26 protein-coding genes are annotated in these 23289 nt (G+C 62.4%); 12 read left to right on the top strand and 14 right to left on the bottom strand.

What is annotated here, in order from left to right; all coding sequences use genetic code 11:
* Positions 1-46 precede the first annotated feature (46 nt).
* The 9 genes from gcl (at position 47) to C4J91_RS08745 (ending at position 10940) form a co-directional block, all read left to right on the top strand.
* Entirely contained in the window at positions 47-1822 is a 1776-nt protein-coding gene (gene gcl / locus C4J91_RS08785) for a glyoxylate carboligase (protein ID WP_124361965.1), read from the top strand.
* Between the two features lie 10 nt (positions 1823-1832).
* Complete coding sequence (gene hyi / locus C4J91_RS08780) at positions 1833-2615, top strand: hydroxypyruvate isomerase (protein WP_124361964.1); 783 nt, start codon at positions 1833-1835, stop codon at positions 2613-2615.
* Positions 2616-2782: 167 nt separating this feature from the next.
* A complete protein-coding gene (locus tag C4J91_RS08775) occupies positions 2783-3673 on the top strand; it encodes a 2-hydroxy-3-oxopropionate reductase (RefSeq protein WP_124361963.1) in 891 nt (296 codons plus the stop codon).
* Positions 3674-3865: 192 nt separating this feature from the next.
* Complete coding sequence (locus C4J91_RS08770; protein WP_124361962.1) at positions 3866-5146, top strand: glycerate kinase; 1281 nt, start codon at positions 3866-3868, stop codon at positions 5144-5146.
* A complete protein-coding gene (gene pyk / locus C4J91_RS08765; protein WP_124361961.1) occupies positions 5136-6551 on the top strand; it encodes a pyruvate kinase in 1416 nt (471 codons plus the stop codon). The genes C4J91_RS08770 and pyk overlap by 11 nt, the downstream gene beginning before the upstream one ends.
* Before the next feature lie 136 nt (positions 6552-6687).
* Entirely contained in the window at positions 6688-7563 is an 876-nt protein-coding gene (locus tag C4J91_RS08760) for an urea transporter (protein ID WP_124361960.1), read from the top strand.
* 30 nt (positions 7564-7593) lie between these two features.
* Positions 7594-8418, top strand: a complete 825-nt coding sequence (locus C4J91_RS08755) for an ion transporter (protein WP_124361959.1) — start codon at positions 7594-7596, stop codon at positions 8416-8418.
* A gap of 96 nt (positions 8419-8514) precedes the next feature.
* Positions 8515-9519 carry a sulfate ABC transporter substrate-binding protein gene (locus C4J91_RS08750; RefSeq protein ID WP_124361958.1) on the top strand — a complete coding sequence of 335 codons (1005 nt, stop codon included), beginning with the start codon at positions 8515-8517 and terminating at the stop codon, positions 9517-9519.
* A 224-nt stretch (positions 9520-9743) separates the two neighbouring features.
* On the top strand, positions 9744-10940 hold the full coding sequence (locus tag C4J91_RS08745) for an MFS transporter (RefSeq protein WP_124361957.1): 1197 nt from the start codon (positions 9744-9746) through the stop codon (positions 10938-10940).
* On the opposite strand, the gene C4J91_RS08740 is transcribed toward C4J91_RS08745, so the two are convergent.
* From C4J91_RS08740 to phnN, 3 genes are all read right to left on the bottom strand, one after another.
* The gene (locus tag C4J91_RS08740) at positions 10937-11341 is read right to left on the bottom strand and encodes a type II toxin-antitoxin system HicB family antitoxin (RefSeq protein WP_124361956.1); all 405 of its coding nucleotides are present in this window, start codon (positions 11339-11341) and stop codon (positions 10937-10939) included. The genes C4J91_RS08745 and C4J91_RS08740 overlap by 4 nt on opposite strands.
* Before the next feature lie 11 nt (positions 11342-11352).
* The gene (locus C4J91_RS08735) at positions 11353-11526 is read right to left on the bottom strand and encodes a type II toxin-antitoxin system HicA family toxin (RefSeq protein WP_124361955.1); all 174 of its coding nucleotides are present in this window, start codon (positions 11524-11526) and stop codon (positions 11353-11355) included.
* Positions 11527-11716: 190 nt separating this feature from the next.
* On the bottom strand, positions 11717-12283 hold the full coding sequence (gene phnN / locus C4J91_RS08730) for a phosphonate metabolism protein/1,5-bisphosphokinase (PRPP-forming) PhnN (RefSeq protein ID WP_124361954.1): 567 nt from the start codon (positions 12281-12283) through the stop codon (positions 11717-11719).
* Positions 12284-12760: 477 nt separating this feature from the next.
* On the opposite strand from phnN, the gene C4J91_RS08725 reads away from it, so the two are divergent.
* The gene (locus tag C4J91_RS08725) at positions 12761-13036 is read left to right on the top strand and encodes a DUF6124 family protein (RefSeq protein ID WP_124361953.1); all 276 of its coding nucleotides are present in this window, start codon (positions 12761-12763) and stop codon (positions 13034-13036) included.
* A 167-nt stretch (positions 13037-13203) separates the two neighbouring features.
* On the opposite strand, the gene C4J91_RS08720 is transcribed toward C4J91_RS08725, so the two are convergent.
* The 10 genes from C4J91_RS08720 to ccmA all read right to left on the bottom strand — a co-directional run bounded on the left by C4J91_RS08720 (position 13204) and on the right by ccmA (position 20561).
* On the bottom strand, positions 13204-13599 hold the full coding sequence (locus C4J91_RS08720; protein WP_124361952.1) for a hypothetical protein: 396 nt from the start codon (positions 13597-13599) through the stop codon (positions 13204-13206).
* A gap of 15 nt (positions 13600-13614) precedes the next feature.
* Positions 13615-14799 (bottom strand): c-type cytochrome biogenesis protein CcmI, encoded by a 1185-nt coding sequence (gene ccmI / locus C4J91_RS08715; protein ID WP_124361951.1) that lies wholly within the window; start codon positions 14797-14799, stop codon positions 13615-13617.
* Entirely contained in the window at positions 14792-15265 is a 474-nt protein-coding gene (locus C4J91_RS08710) for a cytochrome c-type biogenesis protein (protein WP_124361950.1), read from the bottom strand. Before C4J91_RS08710 ends, ccmI begins: the two co-directional genes overlap by 8 nt.
* Positions 15262-15798, bottom strand: coding sequence for a DsbE family thiol:disulfide interchange protein (locus C4J91_RS08705; RefSeq protein WP_124361949.1), 537 nt, complete (start codon positions 15796-15798; stop codon positions 15262-15264). The genes C4J91_RS08710 and C4J91_RS08705 overlap by 4 nt, the downstream gene beginning before the upstream one ends.
* Positions 15795-17780, bottom strand: a complete 1986-nt coding sequence (locus C4J91_RS08700; RefSeq protein WP_124361948.1) for a heme lyase CcmF/NrfE family subunit — start codon at positions 17778-17780, stop codon at positions 15795-15797. The genes C4J91_RS08705 and C4J91_RS08700 overlap by 4 nt, the downstream gene beginning before the upstream one ends.
* A 3-nt stretch (positions 17781-17783) precedes the next feature.
* The gene (ccmE, locus tag C4J91_RS08695; protein WP_124361947.1) at positions 17784-18251 is read right to left on the bottom strand and encodes a cytochrome c maturation protein CcmE; all 468 of its coding nucleotides are present in this window, start codon (positions 18249-18251) and stop codon (positions 17784-17786) included.
* Complete coding sequence (gene ccmD / locus C4J91_RS08690) at positions 18248-18424, bottom strand: heme exporter protein CcmD (RefSeq protein WP_124361946.1); 177 nt, start codon at positions 18422-18424, stop codon at positions 18248-18250. Before ccmD ends, ccmE begins: the two co-directional genes overlap by 4 nt.
* The gene (locus C4J91_RS08685) at positions 18421-19176 is read right to left on the bottom strand and encodes a heme ABC transporter permease (RefSeq protein ID WP_124361945.1); all 756 of its coding nucleotides are present in this window, start codon (positions 19174-19176) and stop codon (positions 18421-18423) included. The genes ccmD and C4J91_RS08685 overlap by 4 nt, the downstream gene beginning before the upstream one ends.
* Positions 19177-19260: 84 nt before the next feature.
* Positions 19261-19929 carry a heme exporter protein CcmB gene (gene ccmB / locus C4J91_RS08680; RefSeq protein WP_124361944.1) on the bottom strand — a complete coding sequence of 223 codons (669 nt, stop codon included), beginning with the start codon at positions 19927-19929 and terminating at the stop codon, positions 19261-19263.
* Positions 19926-20561, bottom strand: a complete 636-nt coding sequence (gene ccmA, locus C4J91_RS08675; RefSeq protein ID WP_124361943.1) for a cytochrome c biogenesis heme-transporting ATPase CcmA — start codon at positions 20559-20561, stop codon at positions 19926-19928. The genes ccmB and ccmA overlap by 4 nt, the downstream gene beginning before the upstream one ends.
* A 200-nt stretch (positions 20562-20761) precedes the next feature.
* Here ccmA and C4J91_RS08670 point away from each other — a divergent pair, with 200 nt between their 5' ends.
* Together C4J91_RS08670 and C4J91_RS08665 are read left to right on the top strand one after the other, a co-directional pair.
* Positions 20762-22339, top strand: coding sequence for a flagellar hook-length control protein FliK (locus tag C4J91_RS08670; RefSeq protein ID WP_124361942.1), 1578 nt, complete (start codon positions 20762-20764; stop codon positions 22337-22339).
* Positions 22336-22665 carry an EscU/YscU/HrcU family type III secretion system export apparatus switch protein gene (locus C4J91_RS08665; RefSeq protein WP_124361941.1) on the top strand — a complete coding sequence of 110 codons (330 nt, stop codon included), beginning with the start codon at positions 22336-22338 and terminating at the stop codon, positions 22663-22665. The genes C4J91_RS08670 and C4J91_RS08665 overlap by 4 nt, the downstream gene beginning before the upstream one ends.
* A 242-nt stretch (positions 22666-22907) precedes the next feature.
* Here the strand turns inward: C4J91_RS08665 and C4J91_RS08660 are convergent, their stop codons facing one another.
* Complete coding sequence (locus C4J91_RS08660; protein ID WP_124361940.1) at positions 22908-23156, bottom strand: CsbD family protein; 249 nt, start codon at positions 23154-23156, stop codon at positions 22908-22910.
* Positions 23157-23289 lie beyond the last annotated feature (133 nt).

Below are 23289 nucleotides of genomic sequence, written 5' to 3'. Positions count from 1 at the left end.
AGACACCACTTGTATACAATTACAAAACGCAAGAGGCACCAAAACCATGAGCAAAATGAGAGCAATCGAAGCCGCCGTCCTGGTGATGCGCCGTGAAGGGGTGGACACCGCCTTCGGTATCCCAGGCGCCGCGATCAACCCGTTGTATTCGGCCTTGCAGAAGGTGGGCGGCATCGATCACGTCCTTGCTCGCCACGTTGAAGGCGCCTCACACATGGCCGAGGGCTACACCCGCACCAAGGCCGGCAACATCGGCGTGTGCATCGGCACCTCGGGCCCGGCGGGCACCGATATGGTCACCGGCCTGTACAGCGCCTCGGCCGACTCGATCCCGATCCTGTGCATCACCGGGCAAGCGCCCCGTGCCCGCATGCACAAGGAAGACTTCCAGGCCGTGGACATCACCAGCATCGTCAAGCCGGTGACCAAGTGGGCGACCACCGTGCTCGAGCCCGGCCAGGTGCCCTACGCGTTCCAGAAAGCCTTCTATGAAATGCGCTCCGGCCGTCCTGGCCCGGTGTTGATCGACCTGCCGTTCGACGTGCAGATGGCCGAAATCGAATTCGACATCGACGCCTACCAGCCGCTGCCCCTGGCCAAGCCATTGGCCACACGCATTCAGGTGGAAAAAGCCCTGGCCCTGCTCGACCAGGCCGAACGCCCACTGCTGGTGAGCGGTGGCGGTGTGATCAACGCTGACGCCAGCGAGTTGCTGGTGGAATTCGCCGAGTTGACCGGCATTCCGGTGATCCCGACCCTGATGGGCTGGGGCACCATTCCCGACGACCACCCGCTGATGGTGGGCATGGTCGGCCTGCAAACCTCCCACCGCTATGGCAACGCGACGATGCTCAAGTCGGACGTGGTGCTGGGCATCGGCAACCGCTGGGCCAACCGCCACACCGGTTCGGTGGAGGTGTATACCGAAGGCCGCAAATTCATCCACGTCGACATCGAACCTACCCAGATTGGCCGCGTATTCACCCCAGACCTGGGCATCGTGTCCGACGCCGGCGCCGCGCTGACGATGTTCATTGAAGTCGCCCGCGAGTGGAAAGCCGCCGGCAAGCTCAAGGACCGCAGCGCCTGGCTCCATGATTGCCAGCAGCGCAAGGCCACCCTGCACCGCAAGACCCACTTCGACAACGTGCCCGTCAAGCCGCAACGGGTGTACGAAGAGATGAACCAGGTGTTCGGCAAAGACACCTGCTACGTGAGCACCATCGGCCTGTCGCAGATCGCCGGCGCGCAGTTTCTGCATGTGTATAAGCCACGCCACTGGATCAACTGCGGCCAGGCCGGGCCCTTGGGCTGGACGATTCCGGCGGCGCTCGGGGTGGTCAAGGCCGACCCGAGCCGCAAAGTGGTGGCCCTGTCGGGCGACTACGACTTCCAGTTCATGATCGAAGAGCTGGCCGTGGGCGCGCAATTCAAGCTGCCGTATATCCACGTGGTGGTGAACAATTCCTACCTTGGCCTGATCCGCCAGGCGCAACGCGGCTTTGAAATGGACTACTGCGTGCAGCTGTCTTTCGACAACCTCAACGCACCCGAACTCAACGGCTATGGCGTGGACCACGTCGCGGTTGCCGAAGGCCTGGGTTGCAAGGCGTTGCGCGTGTTCGAGCCGAGCCAGATCCAGCCGGCGCTGCGCCGCGCTCAGGAAATGATTGAAGAATTCAAGGTGCCGGTGATCGTTGAGATTATTCTGGAGCGCGTGACCAATATTTCCATGGGCACCGAGATCAACGCCGTCAACGAATTCGAAGACCTGGCCCTGGTCGGCAACGACGCACCGACCGCCATTTCCCTGCTCGATTAAGGAGAACCCTATGCCGCGCTTTGCCGCCAACCTGTCCATGCTGTTTACCGAGCAGGATTTCCTTTCCCGCTTCAAAGCGGCCGCCGATGCCGGCTTCGAAGGGGTGGAGTACCTGTTCCCGTACGAATTCAGCTCAGCTGAGATCAAGGCGCAGCTCGACGCCAACGGCCTGACCCAGGTGCTGTTCAACCTGCCGGCCGGCGACTGGGCCAAAGGCGAACGCGGCCTGGCCTGCCACCCCGACCGGGTCGAAGAGTTCCGCGCCGGGGTCAAGCTGGCTATCGCCTACGCCCAGGTGCTGGGCAATACCCAGGTCAATTGCCTGGCGGGCATTCGGCCGCACGGCGTGGATGACGAAACCGTTGAGAAAACCTTCGTCGCCAACCTCAAGTACGCCGCCGACAAATTGCAGGCAGCGGGCATCAAGCTGGTGATGGAGATGATCAACACCCGCGACATTCCGGGTTTCTACCTCAACAATACCGCGCAGGCTCTGTCGATCCGCGAGCAGGTGGGCAGTGACAACCTGTTCCTGCAATACGACATCTATCACATGCAAATCATGGAGGGCGATCTGGCCCGCACCCTGGCCACGCGCTTGGGTGTGATCAACCACATTCAACTGGCCGACAACCCAGGGCGCAACGAGCCGGGCACTGGTGAAATCAACTATCGCTTCCTGTTCGAGCACTTGGACCGGATTGGTTACACGGGATGGGTCGGCTGTGAGTACAAGCCGCTGACCACCACCGAAGCGGGTCTCGGCTGGCTAAAAAGCCACAACGCCATCTAACAGACACAACACCAAACAATGTGGGAGGGGGCTTGCTCCCGATAGCAATCGTTCATTCAACAGGTGTGTCGACTGATGCACCGCTATCGGGAGCAAGCCCCCTCCCACATTGGCTTGGCAGCGTCTAAAAGACCGCGCCATATCTAATAAAAAAGAGGACTTTCATCATGGCTAAAATCGGATTTATCGGCACCGGCATCATGGGCCAACCCATGGCCGCGAACCTGCAGAAAGCAGGTCACCAACTGTTTCTCTCCGAACATCATGGCAAGGCCCCGGCTGAACTGATCAGCGCCGGCGCGGTGGCCTTGGCCAACCCCCAGCAAGTCGCCCAGGAAGCCGAGTTCATCATCGTCATGGTGCCCGACACCCCGCAGGTCGAGGACGTGCTGTTGCGCGCCGACGGCGTGGCCGCCGGCCTGTCGCCGAACAAGGTGGTGATCGACATGAGCTCGATCTCCCCCACCGCCACCAAGGCGTTCGCTGCGAAGATCAATGCGACCGGCGCGCAGTACCTGGATGCCCCGGTGTCCGGTGGTGAAGTCGGCGCAAAGGCCGGCACCCTGAGCATCATGGTTGGTGGCGAACCGCAGACCTTCGAGCGCGCGCTGCCGCTGTTCCAGGCGATGGGCAAGAACATCACCCTGGTGGGCGGTAACGGGGATGGCCAGACCGCCAAGGTCGCCAACCAGATCATCGTGGCCCTGAATATTCAGGCGGTGGCCGAAGCGCTGCTGTTCGCCTCGAAAAACGGCGCCGACCCGGCCAAGGTGCGTGAAGCGCTGATGGGCGGCTTTGCCTCGTCGAAGATCCTGGAAGTGCATGGCGAACGCATGATCAAGGGCACCTTTGACCCAGGCTTTCGTATCAACCTGCACCAGAAGGACTTGAACCTGGCCCTGGCCGGGGCGAAAGAGTTGGGGATCAACTTGCCGAACACCGCCGGCACCCAGCAAGTGTTCAGCACCTGCGCGGCGCTTGGTGGCGGTAACTGGGACCATTCGGCACTGATCAAGGGGTTGGAGCATATGGCGAATTTCTCGATTCGCGATAAATAACCCACACCACTCTCCCCTGTTGAAATGCATTCAAAGGTGGGAGGGGGCTTGCTCCCGATTGCGGTGTGTCAGGTTATGGATGAGGTGACTGAAACACTGCTATCGGGGGCAAGCCCCCTCCCACATTTGGCCCTCATTTCATCGTTGGATTGTTGCACCTCTAATAACAAGAATTTCCCCCGGAGCCCGCTTATGTCGGTCGATCCGCAACACCTGCTTCGCGAGCTGTTTGCCACAGCCATCGACGCCGCCCATCCCCGGCAAGTCCTTGAACCTTACCTGCCCGCCGACCGCAGCGGCCGGGTGATCGTGATCGGCGCCGGCAAGGCCGCAGCCGCCATGGCGCTGGTTGTGGAGGACTGCTGGCAGGGCGAGGTTCGCGGCCTGGTCGTCACCCGCTACGGCCATGGTGCGCCGTGCCAGAAAATCGAAGTGGTCGAGGCCGCCCATCCCGTGCCCGACGCTGCCGGCCTCGCCGTGGCCAAGCGCGTGCTGGAACTGATCAGCCATCTGACCGAAGACGACCGCGTGATTTTCCTGCTCTCCGGCGGCGGCTCCGCGTTGCTTGCCCTGCCCGCCGAAGGCATCACCCTGGCCGACAAGCAAAGCATCAACAAAGCCCTGCTCAAATCCGGCGCCACCATTGGCGAGATGAATTGCGTGCGCAAGCACCTCTCGGCGATCAAGGGCGGGCGGTTGGCCAAGGCCGCGTGGCCGGCCACGGTCTATACCTACGCGATTTCCGATGTGCCGGGCGACCAGGCCACGGTGATCGCCTCCGGCCCCACGGTCGGCGACCCGAGCACTTCGCAACAGGCCCTGGCAATTCTCAAGCGCTACGGCATCGACGTGCCCGCCTCGGTGCGCAACTGGTTGCAGGACCCTGCGTCGGAGACCGTCAAGCCTGGTGACCCGCTGCTCACCCGCAGCCACTTCCAGTTGATCGCCCGGCCGCAGCAATCCCTGGAAGCGGTGGCGGTAAAAGTACGCCAGGCCGGGTTCAGCCCGCTGATCCTCGGCGACCTCGAAGGTGAAGCGCGCGACGTGGCCAAGGTGCACGCCGGCATTGCCCGGCAAATCGTGCAGCACGGCCAGCCATTAGCGGCACCCTGCGTGATTCTCTCCGGCGGCGAAACCACCGTCACCGTGCGCGGCAATGGCCGTGGCGGGCGCAACGCGGAGTTTCTGCTCAGCCTCACCGACAGCCTCAAGGGCCTGCCCGGCGTCTATGCCCTGGCCGGCGATACCGATGGCATCGACGGCTCGGAAGACAACGCCGGCGCGATCATGACCCCGTGCAGCTACCGCCGCGCCGAAGCCCTGGGCCTGAGCGCCAGCGACGAGCTGGACAACAACAACGGCTACGGTTATTTCGCCGCGCTCGACGGGCTGATCGTCACCGAGCCGACCCGCACCAACGTCAACGACTTCCGCGCCATCCTGATCCTCGAGACTGCCAAACATGACGCCTGACAAGAAGGTCAAAATCCTCGCCACCCTGGGCCCGGCCACTGATGGGATCGATGACATCCGCGAGCTGGTGGAAGCCGGGGTGAATATCTTTCGCCTCAACTTCAGCCATGGCGACCACGCCGATCACGCGCAGCGCTACCAGTGGATTCGCCAGGTGGAGCGCCAGTTGAACTACCCGCTGGGCATCCTCATGGACCTGCAAGGGCCCAAGCTGCGCGTCGGGCGCTTTGCCGAGGGCAAGGTGCAACTGGTGCGCGGCCAGGCGCTGCGCCTGGACCTGGATGAAACACCGGGCGATCAGCGTCGGGTCAACCTGCCCCACCCGGAAATCATCGCGGCACTGGAGCCGGGCATGGAGCTGTTGCTGGACGACGGCAAGCTGCGCCTGCGCGTGCTCACCAAGCATGCCGATGCCATCGACACCACGGTGCTCAATGGCGGCGAGTTGTCCGATCGCAAAGGCGTGAACGTGCCGCAGGCGCTGCTGGAACTCAGCCCGCTCACCGCCAAGGACCGTCGCGACTTGGCGTTCGGCCTGGAATTGGGCGTGGACTGGGTGGCGCTGTCGTTCGTGCAGCGCCCGGAAGATATCCGCGAAGCCCGCGAGCTGATCGGCGACAGGGCGTTCCTGATGGCCAAGATCGAGAAGCCCTCGGCAGTGCAACGGCTGCGGGAAATCGCCGAACTGAGCGACGCGATCATGGTGGCCCGCGGCGACCTGGGCGTGGAGGTGCCGGCCGAAAGCGTGCCGCAGATCCAGAAGGACATCATTAAAACCTGCCGCCAACTGGGTAAACCGGTGGTGGTGGCGACACAGATGCTCGAGTCCATGCGCTTTTCCCCGGCGCCGACCCGCGCCGAAGTCACCGACGTGGCCAATGCGGTGGCAGAAGGCGCGGACGCGGTGATGCTGTCGGCGGAAACCGCGTCGGGCGAGTACCCGCTGGAAGCCGTGCAGATGATGAGCAAGATTATCCGCCAAGTTGAGAACGGCCCGGACTACCAGGCCCAGCTGGATGTCAGCCGGCCCAGGGCGGACGCCACGGTGTCGGACGCCATCAGCTGTGCGATCCGGCGTATCAGCAGCATCCTGCCGGTGGCGGTGCTGGTGAACTACAGCGAGTCGGGCGCCTCCAGCCTGCGCGCGGCCAGGGAGCGGCCGGTGGCGCCGATCCTCAACCTCACGCCGAACCTGTCCACGGCGCGGCGTTTGAGCGTGGCGTGGGGGGTGCACTCGGTGGTCAATGATCGGCTGCGCCAGGTGGATGAGGTGTGTTCCACCGCATTGGAGATCGCCCAGGCCCAAGGGATGGCGCAACGCGGGGATACGCTGGTGATTACCGCGGGGGTGCCGTTCGGGCAGTTGGGGTCGACCAACTCGCTGCGTATAGAGACGTTGATTTAGCGCTTGCTCGGGCCTCATCGGGGGCAAGCCCCCTCCCACATTGGACGCGTTCACATCTGTAAATTTGTGAACCCAATCAAGTGTGGGAGGGGGCTTGCCCCCGATGGGAACAACTCGGTCCTCCTGAATACCCATCATGCACAACTCCACCTGCCCCGACTGGGCCGAAGCCCTGCTCAACGGCTTCAGCCAGATTTTTCTCCAGCGCCATCCACTGTGCGGCCTGCTGTGCCTGCTGGCGATCCTGATCGGCGCCCCGGCGTTGCTCGGCGGTGCCTTGCTGGGCGGCGTCGCGGGTTTGCTCACGGCCCAGCGCCGGGGTTACCCCAAGGCCGAACGCCAGGCCGGGCTGCATAGCTACAACGGCGTCTTGCTGGGCTTATTGATCAGCCAGCACTTCGCCTGGTCGGCTCTGGTGCCGCCACTGATCCTGGCGTGCGGCGGCGTGAGCGCGATGCTGGTGAGGCAGTGGTTGAAACTGGCCTCGCACCCCCAGGACCTACCCGCCTACACCTCGCCCTTTGTCGGCCTGGGCTGGTTGTTGCTGGGCACCATGGCGCCCGCTACCTTCGCCCCGAGCGAGCCCGATACCCTGGCGCTACTCGGCGCCCCGTTCACCGGCCTGGCCCAGGTGATGCTGCTCGACCAGCCCCTGGCCGGGGCCTTGATCGCCGTCGGCCTGCTACTGGCTGACCGCCGCGCTGCCGTGTGGGCACTGCTCGGCGCCATCGCTGGCGTAATGGTCGCCTTGCTGCTGGGCGAAACCAGCGGTGCCCTGCTCGGCCTGCACAGCTACAACCCGGCGCTCGCCGCCCTGGCGCTGAGCCAGGCACAGCGCCAACCCTGGCTGCCGCTGCTCGGCATCGGGCTGGCCATTCTGCTCACCCCAGGTTTTGCCGCCCTGCACCTGCCGGCACTGACCGCGCCGTTCATTCTCAGTTGCTGGCTGGTGCGCGCCAGCCAGCGAATGCTGCGCACACCGCGCATGGACAGGCCGTTCGAATCCCCCTAGGCTTTGCCGATATTCACCTCAGGCGGACTTATGGACAGCAACAACGACTGGCGCCAGCGGCTCTACGTCATGGTTTTTCAAAGCGACACCGTCGCCGGGCGGCGCTTTGACGGCATCCTGTTGTTGATCATCCTCGCCAGCCTGGTGATCGTGATGCTCGACAGCATCGACCAGATCCACCAGAACTACGCCGACGTGCTGGCGTATATCGAGTGGGGATTCACCCTCATCTTCCTGATCGAGTACGGCCTGCGGCTTTACTGCTCGCCCAAGCCATTGCGCTATGCCTTCAGCTTTTATGGCCTGGTGGATCTGCTCGCCATCGTCCCCGGCATCCTCGCGTTGTACTACAGCGACGCGCAGTACCTGCTGATTATCCGCATCATCCGCATGCTGCGGATCTTCCGCGTACTCAAGCTGAGCCCCTACCTCAAGCAGGCCAACTACCTGATGGCGGCGCTGCGCGGTAGCAAGCAGAAGATCGTGGTGTTCCTGGTGAGCGTGTGCACCCTGGTGACGGTGTTCGGCACCTTGATGTACGTGATCGAGGGCCCGGAACACGGGTTTACCAGCATTCCCAAGGGCATCTATTGGGCGATCGTGACGCTCACCACCGTGGGCTTTGGCGACATCGTGCCCAAGACTCCCCTGGGCCAGGTGATTTCCTCGCTGGTGATGATCACCGGTTACTCGATCATTGCCGTGCCCACCGGGATATTCACCGCAGAGCTGGCGAGCGCCATGCGCGGTGAGCAGCTGCAAACCGACTGCCCGGTGTGCAAGAAGAACAGCCACGAGCCGAATGCAGCGTTTTGCTCACGCTGTGGCAGCAATCTCTTTAAGAAAGTGGAATAAGCAAAGTTCTTTTTAATCTTTAAGCGACTATGCGGCCCCGGCTATAGTCGCTGGCATTGTGCCTCCCCTCTTCTCTCGAACAACAAGGAATGAGCAGTGAAAAACATCCTCAGCGCCTCTCTCCTGGCCGCCGGCCTGGCCCTGGCCGGCGCCGTCCAGGCGGCACCGGTTACCCTGCTCAACGTCTCCTACGACGTGATGCGTGATTTCTACAAGGACTACAACGCCGCCTTCCAGAAGCATTGGGATGCCGAACACCCGAATGACAAGCTGACCCTGCAGATGTCCTTTGGCGGCTCCAGCAAACAAGCGCGCTCGGTGATCGACGGCCTGCCGGCGGACGTGATCACCATGAACATGGCCACCGACATCAACGCCCTGGCCGACAACGGCAAACTGGTACCGGACAACTGGGTCACCCGCCTGCCGAACAACAGCGCGCCGTTCACCTCGGCCACGGTGTTCATCGTGCGCAAGGGCAACCCCAAAGCCCTGAAAGACTGGCCCGACCTGCTCAAGGATGGCGTACAGGTGATCGTGCCCAACCCGAAAACCTCGGGTAACGGCCGCTACACTTACCTGTCGGCCTGGGGCTATGTGCTGAAGAACGGCGGCGATGAAGAAAAGGCCAAGGCCTTCGTCGGCAAGCTGTTCAAACAGGCGCCGGTACTCGACACCGGTGGCCGTGCCGCCACCACCACCTTCATGACCAATCAGATCGGCGACGTGCTGGTCACCTTTGAAAACGAAGCGGAAATGATCGCCCGTGAATTCGGCCGCGATCAGTTCGAAGTGATCTACCCAAGCGTCTCCGCCGAAGCTGAGCCGCCGGTGTCGGTGGTGGACAAAGTGGTCGAGAAGAAAGGCACCCGCGAGGCCGCTGAAGACTACCTGAAGTACCTGTGGTCGGCCGAAGGCCAGGAAATCGCCGCCAACAACTACCTGCGCCCGCGTGACCCGACAGTGCTGGCCAAGTACACCGACCGTTTCCCGAAAGTCGACTTCCTGTCGGTAGAGAAAACCTTTGGTGACTGGCGCACCGTGCAGAAAACCCACTTCAATGATGGCGGCGTGTTTGACCAGATTTACTCCGGCCAGTAAGCGTTCCTCGATACTGTGGGAGGGGGCTTGCTCCCGATAGCGGTGGGTCAGCCAGCACAGGCATTGACTGATGCACCGCCATCGGGGGCAAGCCCCCTCCCACATTGGTTTTGTGGAGTGTCATTATTTCGCGGCATGACCGTTATCACTACAAGCGGCCTACTCACTGCCGGCCATTGTCTTTACCCTCTCACGCCATCTTCCTTCGCTTTTATGAGAACACCATGAACGCTACCTCCCAGGCGACAGGCACCATGACCCGAGGCATGGTCATGCTGTTTGCGTTTTGCTGCGGTGCCATCGTCGCCAACATCTATTACGCGCAGCCGATCATCGAACTGATCGCGCCGGACATCGGGCTCACGCCGGCCATGGCCAGCCTGATTGTGTCGCTGACGCAGATCGGCTATGCCCTGGGCCTGTTCTTCCTGGTGCCGCTGGGCGACCTGCTGGAAAACCGCAGGCTGATGATCATCACCACCGTGGTGGCCATCGCCAGCCTGCTGGGCGCCGCGTTCACCGAGCAGCCCAACCTGTTCCTGCTGGTGTCGCTGCTGATCGGCTTCAGCTCGGTGTCGGTGCAGATCCTGATCCCGTTGGCCGCACACCTGGCGCCTGCCGAGTCCCGTGGCCGGGTGGTCGGCAGCATCATGGGCGGGTTATTGCTGGGCATTCTGCTGGCGCGGCCGGTGTCCAGCGTGGTGGCGGACCACTTCGGCTGGCGTGCGATGTTCATGGCGGCAGCAGCATTGATGGTGTTCATCAGCGTAGTGTTGATGCTGACCATTCCCAAGCGCCAGCCGGATCATAGCGCCAGCTACGGCCAATTGCTGGGCTCGCTGGGCAGCCTGTTGCGCCACCAGCCGGTGCTGCGCCAGCGCGCGTTTTATCAGGGTTGCATGTTCGCAACCTTCAGCCTGTTCTGGACCGCTGCCCCACTGGAACTGGCACGCAATCATGGCCTGACCCAGAGCGAAATCGCGCTGTTCGCCCTGGTCGGTGCCCTGGGTGCCATCGCGGCGCCCATCGCCGGGCGCCTGGCCGATGCCGGCCACACCCACCGTGCGTCGCTGCTGGCGATGCTGTTTGCCGCGTTGAGCTTCCTGCCGGCCTTCGTGCACCCGCTGTACAGTGTGATCGGCCTGGCGGTGACCGGCGTGGTGCTGGACTTCTGCGTGCAGATGAACATGGTCCTCGGCCAGCGCGCCGTCTACGCCCTCGACGCCCAGAGCCGCAGCCGCCTGAACGCGCTGTACATGACCAGCATCTTCATTGGCGGCGCCTTCGGCTCGGCGATTGCCAGCAGCGTGTACGAACACGGCGGTTGGCTGGGGGTGATGCTGGTGGGCAGTGCGTTCCCGCTGGTGGCGTTGTTGCGGTTTCTCAGTGCGTCGCGCCAGGTGGCGGCGGCAACCGCTTAAGAACGCACCAACTTCTCCAAAGCCGCGTCCGCCAGAAATGACGAGCGGCTTTTGACTTTATGCTCGCGCACGTAACGGTCGATGCGTTGGATGACATAGCCGGGCAAGGTCACATTGACCTTCTCGGTCTTGCCCAGATAGGGCGAGATATCCAGCTCCAACATGCCCCAGCCCATGCCGGCGTAGTCTTCATGGGCGTGATGAGTGGCGACCGAGGTTGGCATCGGAATCACTCCGCCCTCGGCGGCGATCTCCTGCAGCATGATGTGCGCAACCTCCACGGCCGCGTTATACGCCTCTTCAAAACTGTCCCCGGCGGTGACAGCACCCGGAATATCGGGGATCTGGATACCGGTGGCGGTAAAGTCATCGCCCCATTCGATGCAGATTGGGTATTGCATGCATGCTCTCCTTAAAACTGAAACAGCCCGGCGCGTTTCCTGATGCTTCTGACGGTGCCCAAGGGAAGATCTTTCTTCGGATGAGGCACCGGGATCGTGTACGGGTTATAGCGGTGGGTAAAAATGTGATGGCTGCCGGTGACACGATCCAGCACCCAACCCGCCTCTTGCAGCTCTTTGATCAATAGCCTGCTTTGCCCCCCTGCCTCCTTGGCTTGGACTAAATAAAAATAACCCTAGAGTTATCTTTACTCAAGCACAGAATTGACTGGTCTGACTGGCGGTTGTTTTACTGAATATGCACAACGGAAGGCGCGCCTGGTGGCGCGGTGGGTGATATCAAAGAGATCTGGGCGTTTCGACGCAGTATCGGGCTCAGGCCGAGTGCCCATGGGCCAGGCAACACAGCAAACGCTCGACCGTATGTTCCAACGGGCCGGAATTATCCAGCACGAATAACCCTTCGCCATTGGCGGTGATCAGTTCCTCGGTGAACCGCACGTTGCGTGCCAGGCGTTCCTCAATATCGGCCAATGACTCACGTGCGCGTGCGATCAAACGCTGGCGCAACACCACCTGATCGACCGTCAGCAACAACACCAGCAATGTCGGATAACGCTCACGGGTTTGCGCCAGGTGGGCGCGCGAGCCGTTGACCAGCACGTCCTCCCCGGCCGCCAGCCATTCATCGATCTGCTTGGGAATGCCGTAGGACAACCCATTGGCCTGCCAACTGAGGGCAAACTCGCCTTGCGCCTGCATCGCCGCAAACTGCGCCGGGCTCACGCCCAGCGCCGCTTCACCCACCGCTTCCGCAGACCGGGTGATGACGCGGCGCACAATACGGCAACCGCGCTCGGCCAACCGTGGGCGTGCGGCCTCCAGCAGGCTGTCCTTGCCCGAACCGGAAGGCCCGATGAGATAGATCAACCTGCCTGCCATCACCACACCCTCTTTGCTTGTTTTCCCACTCATTGGCCCACTGTACCGGTTTGCCCGGTACAGCAGAGTATATCCAGCGGTTGCTAGGCAGCCAGGCCAGCGGTGGTCACCTTACCGGGAAAGGGTGAGCCATGACAGCTGTGATAGCTGCGGTGCTTACTGGGCACAACTCAGACGGCGCAACGCTTGATCCAGACAGGAATTTTCCTACGATCTGCGTGGCTTGCAGTTGCTATAAGGCGCCGTTAGCCTCTCGCAATCGCTGCTCATCAGCGATCAGGCTTGGTCGCCTGGGTTAGAATGGCGCACAGTGCCGCGCAAGCGGCATTCTTGTGCTCGCGTTATGGCGAGCTGTGCGCGGGAGGGCTTAGGGCCCTGCCGGGTTTCCATTCCCTGGTCGACCAACCTGCGTACAGCTCGCCACCCTTCTGCTTGGTCGCGGATGTGGTGAGCTCCAACTGAATGGAGACTGACTGCATGAAAAAGGTTACGCCAAATCCCCCACCATCCCGTCCGGATGACATCCCACAAACCCCGCCCAACCTCATCTTCACCGTACGACCCGGCCTTAGCACCGAAGCGGCGTTAAGCAATGCCAGCGAGATGCTGGGGTCGGCGACTGTATGTGCGTACGACTGCGCCGAGCATCTGGATGGCTCAGGCCGCAAGCAGGTGCTGGCGGTCGTGCAGATGATGGAAATTGCGCAGTTATTGGTGGATGAAGCGTTGAACCGGGAGTGTCCTGTCGCTTGATAATAGGATCGTTCCCACGCTCTGCGTGGGAATGCCACCCTGGACGCTCCGCGTCCTGCTTTTTGCGCACTGGTGACGCGGAGCGTCACGGGATGCATTCCCACGCGGAGCGAGGGAACGATCATTTTACAGTCATGAAAAAGGCGACCTATAAAGGTCGCCTGTTGTCATTGCGCGTACTGCTTGCTCAACCCCGGCGGCACGCCTTGCACGTTGGTTTCTTCCCACGGCCCGTTCGGGCTGATGGAGCGGCTCCAGCCGTTGCTCCAGCGGTAGTAGGTGCGCTGGCGATAGAAGGTGTCGGGCTGGTCGTCGAGTACGTAGACCTGCATCTTGCCGTCCCAGTGGCTGGCGGCGCCGGGAGGTGGGGCGAAGGTTGGCGATTTGGTTGGCAGTGGTTTCGGCGGCGGGGTGACCGGGCCGGAGGGTTTGGTCGTCGGTTGCGTCGACGGGCCGGACGGTGGAATGGTCGGCCCAGTGGGCCCGGGAGGTGGCCGGTGGACCGCACAGGCGCTCAGGCCCACTACCAGGCTGAGCAGGGTGATACGTGCAAATGCGGTCATGGGCGTTTCCTCGAATTACTTATCCGGACTGTCGATGGTCAGCTGCTGCAGTGCAGTGGTGTTGCTGGCCAGGGGTTGGCTGCGGCCGATCCACTCGCCAGCGGTTGGAACACCTGCCCGGGATATGCGCGCAACCAGTTGGACTTCAGGGAAGTTGGACAGTTTCAACTGCGGCATCATCGCGTCGGCATCGCCCAGTTCCACGGTGACGGGCAGTTCGGCAACGCTGACACGCTTGGCCGCCAGGGGCGCCGGCGGGCCGCTGACGGCGCGGGCAAAGATGAACACGCTGTCGCCTGGCAGGGCCTTGGCTTTCACTTCGGCGGACAGGTCCACGCGTACTTTCAGCACGGCCTTTTGCGCGACAGTGCCGCCACTCTCCCTGAGCTTTTGCGCCGCGCGGTCGATACCGCCTTGCAGCGCAACACGGGAATTGTCTTCGGGGGGCAGTTGCGCCAGCAGACGCTTCCAGTAATCGATAGCCTCCTGGTAGCGCTGGCCTTCGAAGGCGGCGATACCAAGCAGGCCAAGGCTGGTGACTTCCTTTGGATCGAGCTTCAAGGCTTCGTCGGTCAGCGCCTGGACCTTGGGTGACCACTGCTTGTTGTCAGCAAAATATTGCGCCTGAGCCCACTGCCCGAGCAGTTCGGGCTGGCGCCCGGCCAGGGCCACGGTGCGTTCGAAGACGTTAGCGGCATCGGCCGCACGGTCCTGGGCCATGTAGGCGCGCCCCAGGAAGTACAACCCTTCTGCTGAATCCGGTTGCGCAGCGGCGGCGCGTTCCAGGCGTCGGGTCATGTCGGCCATGGACACTGGCGGTTGGGAGAACTCACGGGCCAGTTCGACTTTGTCACTCGCGCCAAAATGCAGATACATGCCCAAGCCCAGCACCGGTACCAACACCGCCGCCAGTAATGGCAGCGGTTTGCCCAGGCGGGATTCGCGAGGCTTTTCCAGGCCCTCGGTGTCGGCCAGCAACTCACGCGCCGCTTCGGCGCGGCCGGTATCGAGTTGCGCGGCATTCAACACGCCTTCGTCCTGCTGCACTTGCAGCTCGGCGACGCGTTCTTGATACAGCGCCACGTTCAGCGCGGTGCGGTCCTCTTCACGCTGGGCGCGGCGGCCACGCAAAACAGGAATCAACAGGAAACTCAGGGCAATCAACAGCAGCAGGCCGGCTGCGAGCCAGAAATCAATCATCAGTCTTGGTGTCCAGCAAGTGGTCGAGACGTTTACGCTCTTCAGGGGACAGCGCATCGCAGCCATCGGCAGGCGCGGCACGGCGGCGGCGCACGATCACGGCCATGACCACCACGCCGGCCAGCAACAGCCCGGCAGGGCCGAACCAGAGCAGCGCGGTCTTGCCGGTCAGGGCCGGTTTATAGCGCACGAAATCACCGTAGCGGTCGACCATGAAGTCGATGATCTGCTGGTTGTCCTTGCCCTCCCCCAGCATGCGGAAGATCTCTTTGCGCAGGTCGGCAGCGATGGGCGCATTGGAATCGGCGATGTCCTGGTTCTGGCACTTGGGGCAGCGCAGTTCCTTGGTCAGCTCGCGAAAACGCTCACGCTCGGCGTCGTTGGCAAATTCATAGGTGTCGATGGCGGCGTGGGCCACACCGGCCAGCCCCAGCGCCAGGACGGCGGCAGCCAACAGGCGCTTCATGGTTTGGCCTCATCAACCAGGGCCTGGTATTTGGCGGCCAGTTGTTCGCGCCAGACCACTTCGTCGATCACGCCGACATACTTGTCGCGGATCACGCCCCTGGCATCGATAAAGAAGGTTTCCGGGGCGCCGTACACCCCCAGGTTCAGGCCGAGGTTGCCGTCCTCATCGCGAATATCCAGCTGGTACGGGTTGTGGAATTCGGCCAACCACTTCAAGGCCGCGGCATTGTCGTCCTTGTAGTTGATGCCGTAGATCACCACACCGTTCTCGGCCAGTTTATTCAGCACAGGGTGTTCGACGCGGCAGGAGATGCACCAGGTGCCCCACACGTTGACCAGCGCCGGTTTACCCAACAGGTCGGCGCGGGACAGCTGCTTGTCGCCCTGCACATTCGGCAGTGAAAACTCCGGGAACGGCTTGCCGATCATTGCCGACGGTAACTCGGCCGGGTCCAGGTACAGGCCACGATAAAGGAACACCGCCACCACCAGGAACGCTGCCAGCGGCAACACCATCAACCAACGCTTCATACCGCCGCTCCCATACCGAGGGCTTCACGCACCCGACTCTTGACCTTGACCCGATAGCGCCGGTCCAGCGCGGCAAGCAAGCCACCGAAACCGGTTAACAAACCGCCAAACCAGATCCAGCGCACGAACGGTTTGACATGCACGCGCACCGCCCAGGCGCCGTCGCCCAGCGGTTCACCGAGCGCCACATACAGATCACGAGTGAAACCCGCGTCGATGCCGGCTTCGGTCATCATTGAGCTCTGCACCGTGTACAGGCGTTTTTCCGGATGCAGCACGGCGATTTCCTTGCCGTTGCGCACGACGCGCACAGTGCCTTTGTCTGACGTAAAGTTCGGCCCTTCGAAATGCTTGGCGCCTTCAAAGATGAAGTGATAACCGGCCAGGTCCATGGACTCACCCGGCGCCAGGCGCAGGTCGCGCTCGGCGCTGTTCTGGCTCGACAGCACCACACCCAAGGCACACACCGCGATGCCGAGGTGGGCGATCTGCATGCCCCAGTAGCTGCGGGTCAACGTCGGCAAGCCTTTGATCAAGCCCTTGTGACGGGTCTTGTCGGCAATGTCGCGCACACCGGCCAGCAGTACCCAGGCCGCGAGCAGGAACGTGGCGAGCACCGCCCAGTTGAAATCGCCGTAGGCCACCCCGGCGATCACGGCCAGGGCCACACTGCCCAGCAGCACCGGCATCAGCATGCCGGCCAGCCATTTCACCGGGGTGTCTTTCCAGCGCACCAGCATGCCGACCGCCATCACCACCATCAACAGGCCCATCAACGGAATGAACAAGGCGTTGAAGTACGGCGGGCCGACAGACAGCTTGGCACCGCTCAAGGCATCCAGCACCAACGGGTACAGCGTGCCGAGCAGGATCATCGACGCGGCCACCACCAGTACCAGGTTGTTACCGAGCAGCAAGGTTTCCCGCGACCACAGGTTAAAGCCGACCTGGCTCTTGACCACTGGTGCGCGCAGGGCAAACAGCGTCAGCGAACCACCGACCACAAACAGCAGGAAGATCAGGATGAACACGCCGCGCGCAGGGTCCGACGCAAACGCGTGCACTGACGTCAGCACGCCCGAACGCACAAGGAAGGTGCCGAGCAGGCTGAGGGAAAATGCCGCAATGGCCAGCAGCACGGTCCAGCTCTTGAACACGCCACGTTTTTCGGTGACAGCCAGGGAGTGAATCAGCGCGGTGCCGACCAGCCAGGGCATGAAGGACGCATTTTCCACCGGGTCCCAGAACCACCAGCCGCCCCAGCCGAGTTCGTAGTAAGCCCACCACGACCCCAGGGTGATGCCGATACCCAGGAAGGCCCAGGCGACGATGGTCCAGGGACGCGACCAGCGCGCCCAGGCCGCATCCAGGCGCCCGCCGAGCAACGCGGCGATGGCGAAGGCAAAGGCCACGGAGAAGCCGACATACCCCATGTAAAGCATCGGTGGGTGCACGATCAGGCCGATATCTTGCAGCAGTGGGTTGAGGTCATGCCCGTCCACCGGAACCTGCGGCAGGATGCGGCTGAACGGGTTGGACGTCATGATCAGGAACAGCAGGAACCCGATGCTGATCATGCCCATCACCGCCAGCACCCGCGCCAGCATCACTTGCGGCAATTGGCGCGAGAACACCGATACGGCGAAGGTCCAGCCGCCGAGGATCAACGCCCACAGCAGCAGCGACCCTTCGTGGGCGCCCCACACGGCGCTGAACTTGTAGTACCAGGGCAGCGCGCTGTTGGAGTTATTGGCCACATAGGCGACGGAAAAATCGTCGGTCATGAAGGCGTAGGTCAGGCAGCCGAAGGCGAACAGCAGGAACGCGAACTGGCCCCAGGCGGCCGGCTGCGCCAGGCTCATCCACAGGCGGTCGCCGCGCCAGGCACCGAGCAGCGGCACCACGGCCTGGACGACGGCGAAGCACAGGGCGAGGATCATCGCCAACTGGCCCAGCTCAGGAATAAACAGTGCGGACGTCATCGCTTAGCCCTCCTTGGCAGGTGCCGGCATTGAGCCAGGCGCGGATTGGCCGCTGTCTTTCAGCGCTTTGGTGACTTCCGGCGGCATGTATTTTTCATCGTGCTTGGCCAGCACTTCATCGGCCACCACCACGCCGTTGGCGTTGAGCTTGCCCAGAGCGACGATGCCCTGGCCTTCGCGGAACAGGTCCGGGAGGATGCCGCGATAGGTGATGGTCACGGCTTTGTTGAAGTCGGTGACGACGAAGGTCACGTCCAGGGAATCGCCGGAGCGTTTCAGCGAACCCTTCTCCACCATGCCGCCGGCGCGGATGCGCGTGTCCACCGGCGCTTCGCCATTGGCGATCTGGGTCGGGGTGTAGAACAGGTTGATGTTCTGCTGCAAGGCACTCAGGGCCAGGCCCACGGCAATGGCGACGCCGGCGAGGATGGCAAGGATGATCAACAGACGCTTTCGGCGCAACGGATTCACTTATCGGTCTCCCGGCGCAGACGACGCGCCTCTTGTTGCAGGTAACGCTTGCGCGCCAGGAGTGGCACGGCGACGTTGAGGGCCAGCACCGCCAGGCAGATGCCATAGGCCGTCCAGACATACAGGCCGTGATGGCCCATGGCGAGAAAATCGCTGAATGAAGTAAAACTCATGCAGGCGCTCCCAGGCTGGCTTGAACTTCGGCCTTGACCCAGCTGGTGCGGGCTTCACGCTTGAGCACTTCCAGGCGCATGCGCAGCAGCAGCACCGCGCCGAAGAAGCAGTAAAAACCCAGCACCATCAACAGCAACGGCGCCCACATTTGCACCGGCATTGTCGGTTTTTCGGTGAGGGTGAAGGTGGCGCCCTGGTGCAAGGTGTTCCACCACTCTACCGAGTATTTGATGATCGGGATGTTGATTACGCCGACAATCGCCAGCACCGCGCAGGCCTTGGCGGCGCTGTCACGGTTGCTGATCGCGTTGCCCAGGGCAATCAGGCCGAAGTACAGGAACAGCAGGATCAACATGGACGTGAGCCGCGCATCCCACACCCACCACGAACCCCAGGTGGGTTTGCCCCAGATCGCGCCGGTGACCAGCGCCACGGCGGTCATCCACGCACCTATCGGCGCGGCACATTGCAGGGCGACGTCGGCAAGCTTCATCTTCCAGACCAGACCGACGATGCCGCATACCGCCAGCATCACGTAGCAGGACTGCGCCAGCATGGCGGCGGGCACGTGGATATAGATGATGCGAAAGCTGTTGCCTTGCTGGTAGTCCGGCGGTGCGAAGGCCAGGCCCCAAACCAGGCCGGTGCCGATCAGCAGCACGGCGGCGACGCTCAACCACGGCAGCAGCCTGCCGCTGATGCCATAAAACCATTTGGGCGAGCCGAGCTTGTGAAACCAGGTCCAGTTCATTGCTGTTTCTCACGGTTGCTGCTTGTCGTGGCAAGCAGCTTAGGGTCTTTACTGGCTAAGCGTGTAAAGCCTGACCAGACCTCATTATTCGCCGACGCTGATCTTCAGGCCGGCCGCTATGGCAAAGGGTGTCAGGGTTACCGCCAGGGCGGCCAGGCTGCCAAGCCACAGGAGGTAACCGGTTGCCGGCATGCCCATCAGCGCAGCCTGCAAAGCACCGCTGCCGAGGATCAGGACCGGGATGTACAACGGCAGAATCAGCAGGGCCAGTAACAGGCCACCGCGCTTCAAACCGACGGTCAACGCTGCGCCCACCGCCCCCAGCAGGCTGAGCACTGGTGTACCGAGTAACAAGGACAGGAGCAACACCGGCAAGCATTCAACCGGCAAACCCAGCATCAGCGCCAGCAGCGGCGAAAGCAAGACCAGCGCGAGGCCGGAAAAGGCCCAGTGTGCCAGTACCTTGGCCAATACCAGAAGGGGCAAAGGGTGCGACGAAAGGACCCATTGCTCCAGGGAACCGTCTTCGAAATCACTGCGAAACAGCCCGTCCAGCGAGAGCAGCACGGATAAAAGCGCCGCTACCCAAACCAGTCCCGGGGACAAGGTTTGCAACAGTTTAGTCTCGGGACCGACCGCCAGGGGGAACAAGGCAACCACGATGGCGAAGAACACCAGCGGGTTGGCCAGCTCTGCCGGGCGACGGCACAACAGGCGTGCTTCGCGGGCGACCAGCAGCGCAAAGACGCTCATGCCGACCACCGCCCCAGATCCAGTTCACGGTAACCGGCGGGCCTGCGCGCCAGGGTGTGGTGGGTGGTGAGCACCACCAACCCGCCCTGCTCGCAATGCCGGGCCAGGTGTTCTTCCAATTGGGCCACGCCTTGTTTGTCGAGGGCGGTGAATGGTTCGTCGAGAATCCACAGCGGCGGGCCCGGCAAGTACAGGCGCGCCAGCGCGACACGACGCTGCTGGCCGGCGGAGAGGGTGTGACAGGGCACGTCTTCGAAGCCCTTGAGACCGACAGCGGCCAGGGCCTGCCAGATTGCATCGCGGCCAGCGGGATGATGCAGCGCGCTGAGCCAACTGAGGTTTTCTTCTGCGGTGAGTACGTCCTTGATCCCGGCGGCGTGGCCGATCCAGATCAGGTTGCGGGCCAACTCGGTGCGCTGTTCATGCAGGGGCTTGTCGTTAAGCCGAACCTCACCCGCCGTCGGTTGCATCAACCCTGCCAGCAAGCGCAGCAGGCTGGTCTTGCCACTGCCGTTGGGGCCGCTGACTTGCACCATGTCGCCGCCCGCCAGGCGCAATTGGAGGTGTTCGAACAGCAGGCGCAGGTCGCGTTCACAGGCAAGCGCTACGGCTTCAAGAAGAGGGCTGGTCAAGAGATCGCGGGCCTTTACGGTTCAAGTCGGCGGTGCAGCGGCCGTTATAGAGAAATGCACAATAACGGCTTTGGCGACCGATTTTAGAGAGCTGGATCAAATAGTTGTGAGGTTTTTACCGCTCTCGTTGCAGACGGGCGGCATTATACATGCGATGCCCTACTCTAAAGAGGGCAATTTCCCCAGAGACGATGCGCACGATGACCGGTGAGATCAACCTTCCTAGCCTGCCGCCAACCGCGACTTCAGGCCCCGCCCCGCTGCCTGCGGCCGGCGAGTTGCTCAAGCTGCTGGAGCCGCAGACCGGCTTGATCGCGCCTGGAAAAACCGTCAACGCCGAGGTCATCGCGCTTAAACAAGGCGGCGAAGCTTTTCAGTTACTGTTGAAGTTGACGCTTGAGGGTGGTCGCCAGACCCTGGTGCAGGCCAGCAGCACCCAGCCGCTGCCGTTGGGCAGTAACGTGGCCGTGGGCCAGACGCCAGCGGGCAACCTTACCCTCTCGCTGCAGCAGGCGTTGAGCGCCAATGTCGCCGCCCTCACCCGCATCGACACTACCCAAATGCCGGTGGGCACGCTGCTGCAAGCCAAGGTGCTGACCACCCAGATGCTGCCCCAGGGCACCGCGCAGCCGGCGGTCTATCGCTCGCTGGTGACTGTGCTCAATAACGCCATGACCACTGCCACCCTCACCGTGGAAAGCCCGCAGCCGTTAAGGGTTGGCAGCTTGCTCAGCGCGGTCGTGCAGGACGCGCAGACCCTGAGCTTCGTGCCCTTGAGTGGCATGAAGGACCAATTGGCGGTCGCGCAGCAACTCTCGACCCAGCAAAGTCGCCAAGGCTCGCTGGATGCAGTGTTTACCGCCCTGCAAAACCTGCCCCGTGGCGACAGCACCTCCGCCGACCTGCGTGGGGCGGCCGAGCGTTTACTGGCGGCCCTCCCCGACCTGGCACAAGTCAGCAATCCCAAGGTGCTGGCGCAACTGGTGCAGAATAGCGGGGCCTTTCTGGAGGCGAAGCTGCTTGCCGGGCAGAACCCGCAAATACCACCGCTGGACATGAAGGGCGCGCTGCTGCGCCTGGTCGCGGATCTACTGCCTGCCCTGCCCGCCAGCACCAATCTGAATGCCATCCTCGCCGCCAATACGTTGGCCCAGGTATTGCCCAATTTTGTGCGCAGCCCGTTGGGCACCCTCGGTCAGGTCAGTGCGCGTCAGACGCCCGCGAGTTTCCCACTGCCCGAGCGGCTGATGGCCAAACTGGAAGGCGAAGGCGACCTGGAAAACCTGCTGCGCCTGGCCGCCGGGGCGATCGCTCGCTTACAGAGCCACCAACTGTCGAGCCTGGAACAGACCGGCACCACCGCCGATGGCCGCCTGCAAACCACCTGGCAACTGGAAATCCCCATGCGCAACCTGCAGGACATCGTGCCGCTGCAGGTGAAATTCCAGCGCGAGGAGCCGCCCGCGGATAAAGAGCAGCCCGACCGCAAAGAGCGCAAAGACCCCAAGCAGATGCTCTGGCGCGTGGAACTGGCGTTCGATATGGAGCCGTTGGGGCCGTTGCAAGTGCAAGCGCAGCTGACTCAGGGCAAACTCTCCAGCCAGTTATGGGCGACCCGGCCCTTTACCGCCAGCCTGATCGAAAACCACCTGGGCAGCCTGCGCGAACGCCTGGTGGCGTCCGGGCTTAACGTTGGCGACCTGGATTGCCACCTCGGCACCCCGCCGCGCGGGCCCAAAACCGGACTGGAACAACGCTGGGTGGATGAGACCGCATGAAGAACCCCTCACCTCCCCGCCAGGCGATCGCCCTCAAGTACGACGGCCAGCAAGCCCCCACCCTGACCGCCAAGGGCGATGAGGCCCTGGCCGAAGCGATCCTCAAGCTGGCGCGAGAAAATGAAGTGCCTATCTATGAAAACGCCGAATTGGTGAAGCTGCTGGCGCGTATGGAATTGGGGGACAGTATTCCGGAGGAGTTGTACCGCACGATCGCCGAAATCATCGCGTTTGCCTGGACCCTGAAAGGCAAGTTCCCAGTGGGCTATGACCCCGATGCGCTGCCGGTGGAGCGGGATGTGACGGAGCGCGGCGACGACTACTGAATAAAGCCAGGCCAACACCGATTCAAATGTGTGAGGGGGCTTGCTATGTAGGAGCGAGCTTGCTCGCGAAAGACTCAGAGCCCCCGCGTTTATCCAGAATGAACACGTTGCCTGGACGTTTTTCGCGAGCAAGCTCACTCCTACAATGAGCCCCTTTCGCTTAACTGATCGGCGTTGAGGCTTGCCCCGATAGCGGTGTATCAGTCACCTGAACCTCCGCTATCGGACCCAGCCGATAAACCTCAGCGGCGCAGCAGACGGTCGAGCACCAGCAGGGCTACCGCACCAATCGCGAGTGCGGCGACTGGTTTTTCTTTAACGAACGTAGATACGCTGTCCAGTGCGTCGCCATAGGTCTGGGTCAGCTGACCGGCAGCTTGTCGTCCAGCACCTTCTGCTTCGATCTTCGAATCACCCAACAACTTTCCGACCGCACTTTGTGCCTTGCCGGCGAGTTTTTCAGCCACACCTTCTACTTGTTCACTCTTCATGATTCACCACCTTTGCGTGTCATTGATCAGCCCAGGATCGACCCAAGCCAGGGATTATCTGCACCGCGTTAGGGGGACGGGCATTATGATTAGTTCAAAGTTGATGAGCCTCCGGAATCGAAGGCCCCGAGCG

The organism is Pseudomonas sp. R3-52-08, assembly GCF_003851745.1.
In the GTDB taxonomy this organism is placed as follows: domain Bacteria; phylum Pseudomonadota; class Gammaproteobacteria; order Pseudomonadales; family Pseudomonadaceae; genus Aquipseudomonas.
Note: the sequence above shows the minus strand (reverse complement) of the source record. Positions and strands in the feature narration are given on the sequence as shown.